The sequence below is a fragment of the Streptomyces cellostaticus genome, assembly GCF_023630175.1.
In the GTDB taxonomy this organism is placed as follows: domain Bacteria; phylum Actinomycetota; class Actinomycetes; order Streptomycetales; family Streptomycetaceae; genus Streptomyces; species Streptomyces cellostaticus_A.
On the sequence record NZ_JALLIN010000063.1, the window covers coordinates 18,723 to 33,376 of the forward strand.

A 14,654-nucleotide genomic window follows, 5' to 3' on the forward strand; every position below is an offset into this window, starting at 1 on the left:
CTAGAGCAGGGTGACCTTCGGGTCCAGCAAAGCGAGAGCACCCGTGGCCGGCCACATACGGTCGTTGGAGTGGTTGAGTCGGGCAGACCGCAGGTCCCGGAAGTGACGCTCCAACTTGATCGGCGCGAGCTTGCTATAGCCGCCACCCATTCCGGCCAGCTGTACCATGCTGTCCGCCGCTTTGAATGTCAGCTCGGACGCGCTGAGCTTGAGCGTGTTCACCCGAATGCGGGTATGAATGTCGGACCACGACCGACCTTCCGCGCGAGCCGCCGTGAGCTCGTCGCACAAGCGCGTGAGGTAGGCGCTCACCAGGTCGAGTTCCACCCTGATACGCCCTATCCGCTCCCGCACCAGATCCGAATGAATGTCGGGGCCGCCGCGCCGGGTGGGGGACCGAAGCCATCGCAGCAGATCAGAGAAGGCCCCGCGGGCAGCCCCCAGCCAGCACGCGGACCACCCCACGTGAGCCAAGGGAATCATGCTCTCTCGCGCGATGTCCTCGAACCGTCCCGGTTGCCCAACCACTTGGTCGGCTGGCACCGAGCCGGAGATCTTTAGACCCACGCTCTCGGTTCCCCGCATGCCCAGCGGATCCCATTCGCCTTGCTCGCTGATCCGCAGCTCATTGCGCTCTGCATATACAAGACTCACTTCGTGGGGCTGTGCTTCGGGCGTGGCCCGAAGAGTGATCAGAAAAGCGTCAGCGTGTCGGCCTCCGGTGACTACCGGAGCACTCCGCTCGAAGCTGGCCTCATCATCGTCCGATAGGAGCGGCGCCTCGGCTCGAAAGAGGTCGGCCCCCTTAACCGCCTCTGTGGTGACCGAGGCGATATAGATGTCGCCCTTAGCGATGGCAGGCAAGACTCTCTCTCGAAGCCTCTCCCCGGAGAACCGTGTCAGGCCGTCCACCTGGAACGCGTGCATAGTCCAGACAGCGGCGGTCGACAGGCATGCCGCTGCGAGCCGACTCGCTATGTGTATGTAGGCGTGCAGGTCGTCGCCCAGGCCCCCATACTCCCTTGGGACGAACATACCCATAAGTCCTGAGGTGCGGAGCGCGGCCACGCTCTTCACAGGAAACATGGCTTCCCGGTCCACGTGTTCGGCATGTGTGCGTGCCACCTCGAGGACCCCAGTCAGAGCCGACTCATAGTCGACACGAGTCATCAGCCTGTCCCATCGTGATCGAGCCGCTCCGTGACGAAGGTCCAGAGGCTGCGCGGAGTTGAGAAGACACGTGGGTCCAGCTCGTCATCGAAGAGTATCGCGCCATATGCGGATTCCAGCCCGAGGAGAAGCTCCACCGTCTTCATCGAGTCCAGCCCTAGGTTCCTGAGCTCTTGATCAGGGTCGATCAATACATCTGGGGAAAAATCCGGCAGAACCTGACGAAGGATCGTACTGAACTTCTCGTCCCACTCCGATCGCTCCGGCTTGTTGAGCACTATGCCGTCTCCTCCGTCTCCTCCGGCGGTGCCCCACTACCGCATGACCAAGGGGTTGTTGACCGTGTTTCGCGTAGAGGCTCAGCCGAGGGACGCAACGACGACACTATCGTCGCCGAGCACCCATTCAGCTATCGGGTAAATCACGACTGGCTCACAGCCGGCCGTACTGCGCGGATCGAGCGCGCCCTGTTCGTTTCCTTCCCGCCTACCAGGTGACCACGCAAACACAAAAAAGGCCCCCTCTCGTATCTCGGTGTGCAGACATTTACGCCGATCCCGAGACAGGAGACCGAAGGCGGACACTCAGGGGGCGGCATTCGACTCCGGGCGTCGCGCGGCCGCTTGGCCAATGTGGTTCAGATCGCCTCCAAGTTACTCACACACCGTCAAGTCGTCTACGTGGTCCGCCATTTGGACGCAGACCGTGAGGCGGCAGCGAGTCTAAGCATCAAGCGACACCTGATGGAAGTGTGACGCATGACATAGCAAGTGGGCCCCCTAGTGATCTTGAAACCCCGCTGTCGACCATGCCAGCATCTGGCGTCTGGCTCTCGTCCAAGGCGGCAAGGAGGAGACTCTCCACGTCGACGTGAAGGGACTCCATGCTGGCGGTCGGAGAGGAACTGGAGTCGGCGAAGAACAGTAAGTGCCTTCTCGGTCGTGGCGGCGGTCAAGGCACTCATTTACTGCACCAGTCGACGCTGAAGAGGGAACGTGAATGACGTCGACAACTTCTGGTCTTCTCACCGCCGCAACCTCAGCAACTAAGGCTGTTGCCCAGCACTCCGGGTTAGACACCGATGCCTGCTTCCGGCGGAAGGCGGTCGAGGTGCGATGTGGATGTCGACGGCGTGGCGCAGTTGAGAGAATCGCGTGCGTCGGCTGGGCCTGGGCTGCCGCCATGTTGTTCCAGATCCCTAACGCTCTCGCCCAGGGCTGCGGCTCGACCACCGTGGCCTGGGCAACGCGCCAGGAGCGGGTCTACCCGGGCCGGCACGGCGCAAAGTCTGCACCTTTCCGAAGCCTCCTCGGGATCACGGCCAGCCAGTGGCTGATTACGTCCGTGACAAGCGAGGTCGGGGTGCGTGGAGACCTGCCCCCCGGCAAGGAGGCTGCAGAGCCCGTCACGGATGTGCCGGTGAACCGACTTGCCAAGCGTGCGCCGCCTGTGTCCTACCACGCCGAGACGCACTCACTACTCGTTACTCTACGCAGGTCGCTGCTAGGGGCGACCTGCAACCAGGTCGCGGAGCTCCTGAAGATCCTTGGTGCCGCAGTCACTGGGGTCGGCCACTGGCAGCCTCTCGACGTGCAGGGAACGTCGATCAGCCCGGACGCAGGCAGTCTGCTTACCCTGCCGGGCGGCGCCATCGGCCTCCGGCTGGCCACCGAAGCCCAGCAGGCGGCACTCACGTTACTGCGCGCTGCCACGTTGGAGCTGTTTGGTTGTGAGCAAGCGCCCGTTGACTTGGCACCTGCTCACATTTGCGAGGTACATGGCGAGACCGACGGACTACCACGAGACCTTCCTCCACTTACTGGCCGAGGTAAGAGGGGCGTGCCCCTGTGCGGTGCTAGTCCCGGCGGGCGCGGTGGTGCTCGTACGCGTGGTCTGGTACCCCGTAGTTGCTGTGCACGGGTCGAGAGGCGCAGACCCCGACGTCGATCGTGGTCGGGGGTCGCTTTCTCCGCAGCGAGTCGAGCGCCGGGAGCGAGCAGCCGTACAGCCTGTTCATGCGTCCAAGTGACGGACGATCCGTTCTTCGAACTTGGCACGCGACTGCTGCGGAGCCAGCCAGTGCGATCAGGCCGTGAAGTGAGAGGTTTGCGCGGGAACTCGGCGGCAGCGCACCGCCGGCCATGTCCTCATGCAAATTCCACCAGGACCACGTCCATGTCGCGTTCGGATCAACAGCATGGGCCAGAGCACTTACCTGGATGTCGGCCTGAAGTGGCTGGTCTTGAGCCGCTGGCCACTGCCACTGACCCCGACTCGCAGCACTGCCGCTGTGGTCCCGGCCGCCACGCCGTGGACACCCTCTAAGCCTGAAGGGAACAAGATGAGGTCCCATGAGAGGTACCGATGGGCAGGACGGCCCGAACTTGTCCTCCTGCTGACACTGGCGCATACACAGGTATCGGCGGATGACATCGCTGACTGCCGAGTACTACTCCAAGAACACCGTGACAGCTTCGATTGGGGCCTGTTCATCGACCAGGCTAGTCGGCACAAGGTACTGCCCCTGATCGGCAGAAATATGGCTGTGCACCGCCTCCACCACTCAACGGATGGAGTCCCGCTCGTCCCATATCGATGGCTCTTCGAATCGGTCTACTATGCCAATAGGCGCCGCAACGAGGAGTTGGCGCGGGAGTTCGGCAAGGTGTTCACCGCCCTGAACTCCGCCGGCCTCCCTTATGCCGTGCGCAAGGGGCCGGTCATCACCGAATCTCTGTACCCGGACCCGGGGATGCGCCGCATGTACGACCTCGACATCCTCGTAGAGCGCGAGGACGCCCGCCACATCGGGCGAGCGCTGTCAGCGTGCGGCTACGAGCAGGGCCGCCTATCGGAGGACGGCACGGCGGTCGAACCGTTCACCCGTAAGACTCAGGCCTTCTGGCGGCTCCACGTCAACAACGAGCTGCCGTTCATCAAGCCCTCGCTCGATCCGGCCGTGGACGTGTTCTCTATCGACCTGTGCCTGGACCTGTTTCAGAAACACGCACGGGGCAACCTGACCACCGCAGAGGTACTCGGCCGCCGGATTCCGGCCACACTGTGTGACTCCGCTTCGTTTGCCCTGTCCCCGGCAGACCAGTTCGTCGATCTCTGCCTCCATTTGCGGAAGGAAGCAACGGCCCGCTACTACATGGCGGCCGGCGTCGACCTGCAGATCTCGAAATTTCTCGACGTTGCGCTGAGTTGCGCGCGCCTCACCGCCACCGACCAGTGGAAGCGGGTCATGACGCACGCACGCAGCACTGGCACTGCAGAGAGCGTCTACTACGCGATGTTCTACACACGCTTCCTCTATCCGGAAGCCGTACCGGAAGAGCAACTTGCCGCCCTCGGTGTGGAAGACCTCGGTTTTCTGGAGGAGTACGGGGCTGTCGATGGCAAAGTCGGCCGGTGGGAGAAATCCTTTCCCGAACGACTCTTCGCTCGCGAGCGGAAATCTGCCGCCCAGGGTGCCTCGGCTGTTCCCCGTGTCTAACCGACCGGCGCGGTGGCCGGTGGAGCTGCGCACACTCGGCGTGGACATCGGCGGCACAACTTGGTCGGTGGGCCGCTGGGATGGCGATGCTCTCCAGGTGATCGCGACGGGAGTGACAGGCGAGCACGCCCCGGAAGAGGTGCGAGGCCTGCGCTCGGCCATTGCCCAGGCCACCGTGCTCGGCGAACCCGTGGACACGGTTGGTGTCGCGTTCCCCGGCGCAGTGGCGAAGGACGGCCGCGTGACCGACTGGCCAAACCGCCCCCGGTGGGTGGGCGCCCACCTGGCATCAGCGTTGGGAATAGGAAGGGACGTCCGATTGGAAGTCACAGACGACGGCGTGGCCGCGCTTCGCGGTGAGACAGCACTGGGCGTCGGCCGAGGGCTCTCGGACGTTCTGCTACTAACCCTGGGTACAGGCATCGGCGGTGGACTCCTGCTCGACGGACGGGTGCGTGCGCCCCTCCCGCACGACGCCCGCACGATCGGGCACCTTCGAGCGCTGCCCCCGGACGGCGTCAGCCACACACGATGCTCCTGTGACCGCACAGGCTGCCTGCAGACGGCGCTGGCCTCCCTGCCAGACGAGCGGGTGCTGCGGGAGCAGGGACTTGCCGCGTGGCCTGCGGGCGAAAGGCTACTGGACTTCCTCGCCGACCTTACGCGGATCCTGGCCGTACCCTGGCTAGTGCTGACCGGCGGCTTGTTGTGTCGTGACGCGTTGCGCGAGGCGCTGACGTCCGGCGCGGCCGATCGCGGACTAACGATGCGTGTCCCGGCGCGCCCCGAGCAATCAACGCTGCTCGGCGCTCTGGCCGCTGGTGGGTGGCAACATGACTAGGGCTTTCCTGTTCGACCTGGACGGCACCATCATCGACTCCGAGCCTGTCGCGGTGGAGGCGTTCATAGAGTCGTACGCTCACTTCGGCGGCCCGGGCGCGGCGCCCGTCGAACGCTTCCTCGCCATGGCTGGCCGTCCCTTCGAGGAGATCGTTGCCGCCATCGGTATGCCTGACGGAATGGTCGAGGACTTCCGGACACGCTCCCGTGCCCGAGCTCATCGAGTACGGGTCTTTCCCGGCATGCGGCAGGTGTTGACCGACCTGGCTATGGACTCGGCAGCTGTGGGGATCATCACCGGAAAGGACCGACCGCGCGCCGAACATGTGCTCTCGCTGGTCGGGCTGACCCCGCTTTACGGAGAGCTGGTCACACCATCCGATCCACCCCGTCCCAAACCTGCCCCCGACGGTGTCCACTGGCTGTGCGAACGGCTCGGTGCAACTGCCGCGAACTCGGTGCTCGTAGGCGATTCGGTCATTGACATCGCCGCCGGCCAGGCTGCCGGTGCCACCACGGTGGCATGTCTATGGGGTGCCGGACGTCCTGCGGATCTCCGGGCGGCTGGCCCCGACCTGGTCGTGGCCCGCCCTGAGCACCTGGGTGCGGCGCTGCGCCCCTTCGCGGGGTGGAGCGAGGACCGCTGCGTCCGGGAACGCGTACGCAAGGAGGTCCCGTGATCCTGCGCCCAGGCTTCCGCGTCCTAGTCGCGGGGTGCGGCGAGATCGCCCGGCGGGTTCATCTGCCGTACCTGACGACGCACCCTTGCCGTCCGGAGATTGTGCTGTACGACACCGACCCGGCCACTGCTAGCCGCGCTGCCAAGGAGTTTGGGCTGCGAGTCCACGACGGGCCGCCGAGCGCGGCCGGCGCCGAGGCGGCCGTCATCTGCACACCGCCCTCATCCCATGCGGATCTCGCCGTTGTTCTGCTGGAGGCTGGCGCGCATGTAGTGTGCGAGAAGCCTCTCGCGGACACTATCGAGGGCGCACAGCGTATCGCCGGGGCCGCCCGCCGCCACCGGCGGGAGGTCTTCCCCTGCTACACCAACCGCTTCCGCGATGACGTAGGGGTCTTCCATGAGCTGCTGGCCTCGGGAGAGATCGGTAAGCCGCAGCAAGTGTCCGCCCGGTGGCGGCGACGTAGCGGAACACCGGGCACGCAAGGTGCACTGTCGGCGGGTGTGCTGTGGGACCTCGGCTCCCACCTCGTTGACCTGGCCCTACGACTGACCGGCTGGTCCGGCCAAGCCACCGTGCTTGCCACGGCGACATCGGCCGAGTACGAACCCGGCGCCGCCGACGAGGGCTGGTATGGCAGCAGCGCGCCGGCCTCAGCCGCACCTGTCGTCGACACCGTGCACGGACTCGCTCGGTTCAGCGGTGGCGGTGCGCTGAGCCTAGAAGTGTCATGGCACGCACATGATGTACGCGACGAGGTGCTCATACGGGTCACCGGCACCCGCGGCGTAGCCGAGTTGCGCACCCTCTTCGGCTTCAGCCCGGATCGGCGTACGGTGCCGTCGCCAGCCATCCGGGTCACCACGGATAACGACCCCCGCTGGCGCATCGTCCTCGACCAGCAGTCTCGCGAGCCGGTCGAGTACCGGCGCCAGCTTGACCTCGCCTTCTCGACGCCCAGGACCGACCCCGCCCGACGCCTCGCCGACCTCACGTCGGCCGTTACCTCGGTTGCGCTCTGCGATGCGTTCGCCCGGTCGCTGACCACCGGCGCTTCCGTAACCGCCCTGCTTCCCGAGGACACCCGATCGTGACCACTGCGGCATTTCCCCCGTCGAGCCCTGTCCGCACGCGGCCATTCCCCGCTTGGCCCCGACCACCGCAAGGCCTCAGCGAGCGGCTGGAGCAGCTGCTCGCCAGCGGCCACTGGTGGCAGTCTGGTGACGGCGCCGCGGAGGAACTGGAGTCCTGGCTGCGCGCCGAGCACCAGGCGCTCAGCTGTGTCGCCGTCGCCAACGGGACCGTGGCGCTGGAAATCTCCTTTCGCGCGCTAGACATCGGGCCGGGCGATGAGGTCATCGTCCCGGCCACCACCTTCGTTTCCAGCGCTACCGCAGTGTCGACCGTCGGTGCCACGCCGGTGCCAGTAGATGTCGACCCCACCACCTGGTGCCTGGATCTTGACCGGGCCGCCGAGGCGCTCACGCCACGGACCCGGGCCGTCGTCGTCGTCCACTTGGCGGGGCAGCCGGCCAACCTGCCGGCCGCCAGAAGCTTCTGCGACCGGCATGGTCTCGCCCTGGTGGAGGACAGCGCACAGGCGACCACGGCCTCCTGGGGTGCGCACCGGGTGGGGACGGTCGGCGATATCACCACCACCAGCTTCCAGGCCGCCAAGCTGCTGCCGGGCGGCGACGGCGGGGCCGTGCTGATCAAGTCTGATCCGCAGCTCGCCCGTAGGGTGGAACTACTCGCAAACTGCGGTCGCCCGAGGGGGAGTGGCTCCTACGCCTTCGAACTGATCGGCACCAACGCACGCATCAGCGAATTCGCCGCGGCCACAGTAATGGCCCACGTCGCGGAGTACGAGGAACTGTGGCGGATCCGCGACCAGACCGCCGGTCGGCTGCGGCGGGCGCTGCAGTGCATCGACCCCGGCATGGTGCTCCCGCCGCACCCTGAGGTCACGCGGCACGACTGGTACATGTTTATGCTGCAAATCCCGGCGACCTGGCGGGAAGCTGGCCTGGGAAACATCGCATTCACTGCACACCTCAACGCCCAGGGCATTCCGGCCGCCGTGATATACCCGCCCTGGCACCACGTACCCGCCTACCGGGGTGCCCTGGGTGACACTCCCGTCGCCGGACACGCAGGCGAGCACGGGATTTGGCTGCACCACCGACTGCTGCTCGACAGCGACACGGCGGAGGACGTCGCCACGGCCGTCATGCACCTGACCGAGGCGGCCGCGGCATCGGCCTTGCAGCCCGGAGGTCATCATGCGCACTGACGGTTTCCGGCTGGAACACCTAGTCTGTGAAACGCCCGCGCCTGAACGCGCCCCTGGCTTCCTCTGGTACGAGCACGACTGCGACCTGCTCGAGGCCGGAACGGTGCCGCGCGGACCCCTTCCCGCAGCCGCGCACCTGATCGCGGCAACCCGACGTGGCCCCTCCGAGGCCCTGCGCAAGGTGCTGCCGCACCTCAAGGAGACCGCCGCCTCCCATCTTCAGTTCGAGGCCGGTAACGACCTGCAACACAGCTCGCGTGCTGTGACCACAGCGCGTGACCATGGCATCGCTATCATCGCCGCCCATCACCTGCATTCCCCGCCCGCGACCGCCGCGGAACTGCGTGCTGCTGTACTGCGGTTGAAAGCGCTAGAAACACCCTTTATCAAGATTGTCTTCCCGGTCTCCGCGCAGAGGCAGGTGTGGTGGTCCATCGAACTGCTAGCCGACTGGCCACACTCCGACGTGGCCCTCAGTCTCACCCCGGCCGGCGGGGTGCAGGCCCGGCTGGCTGCCGCACTCGCCGGTTCGCGGCTCGTCTACGCACCGCTAACCGACACCCGCGAGCGGATGGCGGCGCACTGGTACCGGCATCTGCTGGGCAACGAGGCCCGGACCACTGAGGACAACGGAGCACGTATCTCGTGAACGATCAGAATTCGGCCCTGCTTATGGTGAAGCCGGACGGGGTCCACCAAGGTCTCACCGCAGCGGTACTGGCCTTCCTGAGGGCCCGGGGATTCGAGGCGCACTGCATCCGGCGGATGCATCTCACCCCCGCCGCCCGGTCCGCCCTGTACGCGACCACCCGCTCCACCGGCCAGCTGGACTGGGACCTCAACGGTGTGCTGTACACCCTTGGCCCGGTGGACGCGGTCCTGCTCACCGCACGGGACTTTCCACCGGACCACGGATCTGCCGCAGCCCATGTGTCCCGCGACCTCAAAGGCCACTTCGTGCCCACTCGGTCGGCGCCAGGCACCCTCCGCGGCGAGCTCAATGCAATGAACCCGATCTTCAACCTTGTGCACACCTCAGACGACCCCGAGGAGTGCAGCCGCGAGGCTCGCGTCCTGTTTGGCGAGGACTGGCGCAGCCTGCTCGGTCCGCGCTCGGCTACCGCGGCAAGCGGCACGGCAGTGGCCGCACCGCATGCCCGCCTGCTCGACCACTGGGCGACCCTCGCTACCACCCTCGGCCCACTGCTAGCCGCCGCGCCCAGGCAGGGCTTGGCCCTGCTGTACGAGTTCGGCTGGCCAGCTAGTCAGACCCCTGACGCTGCCCCGCAGGACCGCCACCGGCAATACCAGGCTGCGCACAACACGCTGACCGGCCTAGCCACTGCTCTCCGTTCGGGACACGTTTCCGAAATCCATCCGCTGCTGCCGGAGTTGCTCCCGGGCGGCGTGCGCTTCCCCACCCTTGCCGAATTCCTGCGGCAGGCGCAGACCCGGCAGCCGGGTCTTTCGGCATGGGACGCCTATCTCACTTACACCACCTTGCGTTATCTCGATCTCTGTCTTGAGGAGTTGCTGTGACTGCGGACGTCATCGTCATCGGTGGCGGTGTCATCGGAAAGACCATCAGCTATACGCTGGCCGAGCACGGTGTCGCGGTGACCTGCGTGGGTAGCAGTTATGCCGCGCCCGGCACGGCGTCGACCGCCGCTGGCGCCATGCTCGGTGTGCTCGGCGAAGTGACCGCAACCGCCGCCTCCCCGATGGATGAGACGGAGCTTGGCTTCCGGGCCGCGGCTGGCCGCCGCTACCCGGACTTCGCCGCCCGACTAGCTGAGACGTCGGGGGTGCCGATCCCGCTGGGGATGGGCACCTTCGTCGTGGGGACCACGGTCAACGAAGCCGATTTGGATAACCTCGCTGCGATCCGTATGGCTGCGCGCAACCAGGGCCTGCCCTGTGAGCAGGTAGACCACCGCAACGTTCCCGGCCTGCGGCCGGCCCGCAGGCACGAGCCTCTGGGCGTTCTACATCTGGCACAGGAAGGATTCTTGGACAGCTGGCAGTTGATGGAATCCCTCCAGGTTGCCTTGGAGAAGCTGCCCACCGCCTCCCTTGTGACGGCCGATGCCACGGCGGTCGAGGTGGAGCACGGACGGGTCACCGGCGTACGCCTACGGGACGGCTCGTTCCTGTCCGCTGGACATGTTGTTCTGGCCAATGGCGTCGGCGCTCAGCCGCTACTGGACCAGCTGGGCGATCTGCCTGGCACTCTCCCGCGGCTGCTTCCCGGTAAGGGAGTTAGCCTGGTCCTGGACCGGGTGGACGACGACTTCCCCCAGGTGATCCGCACCCCTAACCGCGACTTCGCATGCGGCAGCCACGTGGTGCCGCGTGGAGGTGGAGCCGTATATCTGGGCGCCACCAACCGGGTGTCATCGACACCAGGGTCCGGGGCTGAGGTCACACCCGGAGAAGTGCACAGCCTCATGCACAGCCTCATGCACGAGATCAACGTTCGCTTCCGAACTGCCTCGTTGGCCTCCCAGCGCTACGGGCTGCGACCGCTGACCAGCGACGGTTACCCGCTGATTGGAGCGACGGCGCTGGCCGGTCTGTCCATCGCAACGGGCACATACCGCAACGGTATTCTCATGGCCCCCGCGGTGGGCGAGATCATTGCCGCCGTTATCTGCGGCGACCAGCCCTCTCTCATCAATCCCTTCGCCCCCGACGCCGGGTTCCGTAGTGCCAACGCCGCGCCCGAGGTCACCGATATCCTCGACGAGGGTCTGCGACATCTCGTGTCCTTCCTCCTGGAACCCGGCGGGCATATGCCCTACGACCGGTACCGGGAACTCCACACGTTCCTGACCCACCTTGCCCGCCTGGCGCTGGCTAACGACGCCCAAGCGGAGTCCATGCGGGAGGAAATACGCCGCATGTTCCGCGACCACCCAGTCCCGGAGATGCTGCCGCAGCTGTTCTACCGCCTCGCCGCACAACAACCGGTCCAGCAACCATGACCCTCAGATCGCGGCAGGCAGCCGAGTTCACGTTGGCTGACGGCCCTCGCGTCACGCACCTGCGTCGCTTGTCGAGCGGTCGGTCGCACGCCGCCTATGCAGGTCGACTCGTCGACGGATCGGCCGTCGTCTGCAAGGTCTCGGCCATGCAGGACGGCCGGCTGCCACACGAGGGCGCCTCGCTCGCCGCGCTGACCACGGCCGGCTATCCCTGCCCCGAGGTGGTGGCCCTCGGCCGGATATGCGACGGAAATTGGGAGGCCAGACGCTGCCTGGTCCTGCGCTTTCTGCCCGGCGGACCGCCCACAACCGGGGCCGCATTCACCCGGCTCGGACGCCGCCTTGCCGAGCTGCACCAACTCCAACTGCGAGCCGGAGCGTTACCCGTCCACGGGTCCACGGACCCGCGGACAGAAGCATCCCACCTGCTCACGGCGCTCACGGCGGCGGACCGGGACACCCTGGACGAGATCGTCGAGGCCATACGGCGCGACGACTGCCCAGCGGTGCCGACGCACGGAGACGCCGGTCCCGGAAACTACCTGGACACACCCAGCGGCGGCACGCTCATCGACTTCGAAACCGCCGCTATGCGCCCTGCTCTGGCCGATATCGGCCGCTGTCTGTTCCTCATGGAGGTCGAGTACGGGATGCCTGCAGCATCCACCGAGGCTCAGGAGCTGATTCGCAGCTACCGCAACTGGCGGCACGACGCCACCTCAGCCACGGATGCTGCCATCGCGGCTTGGTGCGCCGTGGAAGGACTCCGGGTGACCCACTGGCGACACGAGAACCGACAGCATCCCCGCACCCCGTCCTGGAACGAGGCGCTCAATGCCGTGAACCGAGCACTGCGCCGCGTGCAGAACAAGGAGTATCCCCTGTGCTGATCGAGATCTGTGGCCCTGACGGTGCCGGAAAGACCACGCTCGTGGACGCGCTGCGAGCACGGCTTCGGGCAGCCACCGGTGTGGCCGTCTACGAAAGGGTGCTTCGGTCGGAGTCCCGTAACCTCCTCGAGGTCGCCCGCCTCTCCGCTTCCGCCTCGTTCACCCAGCGCGAGATGACGCTCGCCGTCCTACTCGATGCAGTACGCCAAAGCACCGGCGAATTCAGCACCTATGTGGGATCGCCGGTGATGCACATCGTGGTGCAGCATTATGCGCACACGCTGGCTGCCCGCCTGCGCGATGAGGGTCTGCACCTCGATCCGGGATTGCGGTGGTTGCTCAGCCGACTGCCACCCCCGGATGTGTCCGTACGCCTCGCGATCACCCCTACACGCTGCATGGAACGCATCCGCGCACGCGCGAAAGGCGACGATATTTTGACGGCCGCGGAGCCTGGTGAACGCATGCGACGGCTCGTCGAGTCGTTCGAAAACGCCGCGGCCGACCTCACCTATCCGCAGTTTGTCGTCGATGCCGCCCAGGACGTGCCCTCAGTGCTTAAGGCAACGTGGTGGCATGTGCAGGCAGTGGCGGGTGTCACCATACAGATGGAGACCGGCTACGGCTCAGAAACCGGCCGTTAGCGCCCAGGATTCCCGAACCCGGTCCAGGGCCTCGTGAAAGCCGGGGAATGTCTTTTGTACGCACTGCGGATCATCCAGCGTGATCCCCTTACTGCGCAGTCCGGTGACGCTGAAGCTCATGGCGATGCGGTGGTCCCGATGGCAGGCAATCACAGCTTCCTTCGGCGTACCCGGGAGGATTTCGATCCAGTCCGGTCCCGTCCGAACCGGAACCCCGAGGCGGCCGAGATTTTCTTCACACGCCGCCAAGCGGTCGCATTCCTTCACCCGCGTGTTGTAGACGTCGGTGATCCTGACCGGCCCCTCGGCGAATGGTGCAATGGCGGCGAGTGTCGGCATGGTGTCGGAGATATTGCGCATGTTGACGTCGATGCCGCGGAGCGTACCCGTACCGGTGACTGTTACCTGGTCCTCGGCAACGTCTACCTGAGCCCCCATCTCCTCCAGCACGCGCACGAATTCGATATCGCCCTGGAGCGAGCGCGATCCGAGCCCAGACACGGTAACCGAATTGCCGGTCAACGCCGCGGCGGCGAAGAAGTAGCTGCTTGTGGAGGCGTCCGGCTCGACCATGTATTGCTGCGCGCGATACGGCTGCGCAGGCACGCGGTACCAGCTGCTCCCAGTTTCGACCTCTACCCCGAACCGGCGCATCATCTCCACCGTCATCTCGACGTACGGCGCGGAGACGATGCGCGGCACCTCGACCGCCAGGCCCTGCTCCATCAACGGTCCGGCCATCAGCAGCGCGGTCAGGAACTGGGAGGAGATTCCGGCATCGATGGTGATCTCGCCGCCCTGCAGGCCGGCTGCCTCGATGGTCAGCGGAAGGTGGCCCTCGACGCCGTCGTAGCGGATCCCGGCACCCAGCGCTTCCAGGGCTTTGACGACCGGCCGCACGGGGCGGCGGCGCATCTGGTCGGAGGCGTCGAAGTGAAAACGCCCATGGCCGCAAGCCGCGAGCGCCGGCAGGAATCGCGCCGCGGTCCCAGCGTCGCGGCACTGCACCACCGCGTCTTTCATATGAGGTCCGGCGGACGTCCCCTGCACGCGCCATTCCTGCGCATCCTGCTCAATGCCGTACCCCAACGATTCCAGTCCCTCCGCGAACGCCTCCGTGTCATCCGACCGAAGCGGGCGCTGCAAGTACGAAACCCCATCAGCGCAAGCGCTCAGAAACAGGGCCCGCGCGGTGATCGACTTGGAACCCGGCACCTGGATTTCTACCACTGAAGCTCTCATTCCGTGACATCGACAAGACTCCCCACTTGGGGCGGCACGTCAAATTCTAGCGACAGGACATACCCATGCCTATGCATGCAGAAGTAGACGTCCGGCTGGCGGACAGCTCCTACTCGATCCACATCGGCCCCGGTGTACGTCATCGCCTCCCGGCGGAAGTTGCGGCCCTCGGCGCCTACTGACCTTCAAAGCGTGGTGTCGGAGGGGCTGACGCCTCATGATCCCTGCGGTATGCCGACCGCATGAGGTATGCGCAAGGGGGCGGACTGACCGACGAACGGCGGGCTTTCCGCGAGAAGTTGAGGATGGAGGCGGCCGAGCGGTTCTGGCAGGGCGACGAGAACCCGGTCATCGCTCACGAGCTGCGGGTCAGCGTCCGGTCGGTTCAGCGGTGGCGCAGAGCCTGGTCGCG

At 66.0% G+C, this 14,654-nt stretch carries 15 protein-coding genes; 11 read left to right on the top strand and 4 right to left on the bottom strand.

Annotation, left to right across the window (positions count from 1 at the left end; translation table 11 throughout):
• From MXD57_RS28905 to MXD57_RS28915, 3 genes are all read right to left on the bottom strand, one after another.
• Entirely contained in the window at positions 1 to 1,170 is a 1,170-nt protein-coding gene (locus MXD57_RS28905) for an acyl-CoA dehydrogenase family protein (RefSeq protein WP_250405126.1), read from the bottom strand.
• Complete coding sequence (locus MXD57_RS28910) at positions 1,170 to 1,448, bottom strand: acyl carrier protein (RefSeq protein ID WP_250405127.1); 279 nt, start codon at positions 1,446 to 1,448, stop codon at positions 1,170 to 1,172. Before MXD57_RS28910 ends, MXD57_RS28905 begins: the two co-directional genes overlap by 1 nt.
• 1,577 nt (positions 1,449 to 3,025) lie before the next feature.
• Positions 3,026 to 3,187, bottom strand: coding sequence for a hypothetical protein (locus MXD57_RS28915; protein WP_250405128.1), 162 nt, complete (start codon positions 3,185 to 3,187; stop codon positions 3,026 to 3,028).
• A gap of 180 nt (positions 3,188 to 3,367) precedes the next feature.
• Here MXD57_RS28915 and MXD57_RS28920 point away from each other — a divergent pair, with 180 nt between their 5' ends.
• The 10 genes from MXD57_RS28920 to MXD57_RS28965 are packed head-to-tail and all read left to right on the top strand — an operon-like array spanning position 3,368 to position 13,000.
• Positions 3,368 to 4,669, top strand: coding sequence for a nucleotidyltransferase domain-containing protein (locus tag MXD57_RS28920; RefSeq protein ID WP_250405129.1), 1,302 nt, complete (start codon positions 3,368 to 3,370; stop codon positions 4,667 to 4,669).
• A 19-nt stretch (positions 4,670 to 4,688) separates the two neighbouring features.
• Positions 4,689 to 5,510: an ROK family protein gene (locus tag MXD57_RS28925; protein ID WP_250405130.1), complete on the top strand. Its 822-nt coding sequence runs from the start codon at positions 4,689 to 4,691 to the stop codon at positions 5,508 to 5,510.
• Positions 5,503 to 6,189 carry an HAD family hydrolase gene (locus tag MXD57_RS28930; RefSeq protein ID WP_250405131.1) on the top strand — a complete coding sequence of 229 codons (687 nt, stop codon included), beginning with the start codon at positions 5,503 to 5,505 and terminating at the stop codon, positions 6,187 to 6,189. The genes MXD57_RS28925 and MXD57_RS28930 overlap by 8 nt, the downstream gene beginning before the upstream one ends.
• A complete protein-coding gene (locus tag MXD57_RS28935; RefSeq protein ID WP_250405132.1) occupies positions 6,186 to 7,283 on the top strand; it encodes a Gfo/Idh/MocA family protein in 1,098 nt (365 codons plus the stop codon). Before MXD57_RS28930 ends, MXD57_RS28935 begins: the two co-directional genes overlap by 4 nt.
• The gene (locus tag MXD57_RS28940) at positions 7,280 to 8,482 is read left to right on the top strand and encodes a DegT/DnrJ/EryC1/StrS aminotransferase family protein (RefSeq protein ID WP_250405133.1); all 1,203 of its coding nucleotides are present in this window, start codon (positions 7,280 to 7,282) and stop codon (positions 8,480 to 8,482) included. Before MXD57_RS28935 ends, MXD57_RS28940 begins: the two co-directional genes overlap by 4 nt.
• Entirely contained in the window at positions 8,472 to 9,131 is a 660-nt protein-coding gene (locus MXD57_RS28945) for a hypothetical protein (protein ID WP_250405134.1), read from the top strand. Before MXD57_RS28940 ends, MXD57_RS28945 begins: the two co-directional genes overlap by 11 nt.
• Positions 9,128 to 10,021 carry a nucleoside-diphosphate kinase gene (locus MXD57_RS28950; RefSeq protein WP_250405135.1) on the top strand — a complete coding sequence of 298 codons (894 nt, stop codon included), beginning with the start codon at positions 9,128 to 9,130 and terminating at the stop codon, positions 10,019 to 10,021. Before MXD57_RS28945 ends, MXD57_RS28950 begins: the two co-directional genes overlap by 4 nt.
• On the top strand, positions 10,018 to 11,466 hold the full coding sequence (locus MXD57_RS28955; protein ID WP_250405136.1) for an FAD-dependent oxidoreductase: 1,449 nt from the start codon (positions 10,018 to 10,020) through the stop codon (positions 11,464 to 11,466). The genes MXD57_RS28950 and MXD57_RS28955 overlap by 4 nt, the downstream gene beginning before the upstream one ends.
• Positions 11,463 to 12,356, top strand: a complete 894-nt coding sequence (locus tag MXD57_RS28960; RefSeq protein WP_250405137.1) for a phosphotransferase enzyme family protein — start codon at positions 11,463 to 11,465, stop codon at positions 12,354 to 12,356. Before MXD57_RS28955 ends, MXD57_RS28960 begins: the two co-directional genes overlap by 4 nt.
• On the top strand, positions 12,350 to 13,000 hold the full coding sequence (locus MXD57_RS28965; RefSeq protein ID WP_250405138.1) for an AAA family ATPase: 651 nt from the start codon (positions 12,350 to 12,352) through the stop codon (positions 12,998 to 13,000). The genes MXD57_RS28960 and MXD57_RS28965 overlap by 7 nt, the downstream gene beginning before the upstream one ends.
• Here the strand turns inward: MXD57_RS28965 and aroA are convergent.
• The gene (aroA, locus tag MXD57_RS28970; RefSeq protein WP_250405139.1) at positions 12,983 to 14,230 is read right to left on the bottom strand and encodes a 3-phosphoshikimate 1-carboxyvinyltransferase; all 1,248 of its coding nucleotides are present in this window, start codon (positions 14,228 to 14,230) and stop codon (positions 12,983 to 12,985) included. The two genes, MXD57_RS28965 and aroA, sit on opposite strands and share 18 nt — an antisense overlap.
• Positions 14,231 to 14,484: 254 nt before the next feature.
• Between aroA and MXD57_RS31660 the strand changes: the two genes are divergently transcribed.
• A partial coding sequence (locus MXD57_RS31660; protein ID WP_284506246.1) for a helix-turn-helix domain-containing protein occupies positions 14,485 to 14,654 on the top strand: 170 nt, incomplete at its 3' end.

Coding starts and splice junctions, on each gene's coding strand:
- MXD57_RS28905 (WP_250405126.1), bottom strand. CDS start 1,170: ATGACTCGTGTCGACTATGAGTCGGCTCTGACTGGGGTCCTCGAGGTG.
- MXD57_RS28915 (WP_250405128.1), bottom strand. CDS start 3,187: ATGAACAGGCTGTACGGCTGCTCGCTCCCGGCGCTCGACTCGCTGCGG.
- MXD57_RS28920 (WP_250405129.1), top strand. CDS start 3,368: ATGGGCCAGAGCACTTACCTGGATGTCGGCCTGAAGTGGCTGGTCTTG.
- MXD57_RS28930 (WP_250405131.1), top strand. CDS start 5,503: ATGACTAGGGCTTTCCTGTTCGACCTGGACGGCACCATCATCGACTCC.
- MXD57_RS28945 (WP_250405134.1), top strand. CDS start 8,472: ATGCGCACTGACGGTTTCCGGCTGGAACACCTAGTCTGTGAAACGCCC.
- MXD57_RS28960 (WP_250405137.1), top strand. CDS start 11,463: ATGACCCTCAGATCGCGGCAGGCAGCCGAGTTCACGTTGGCTGACGGC.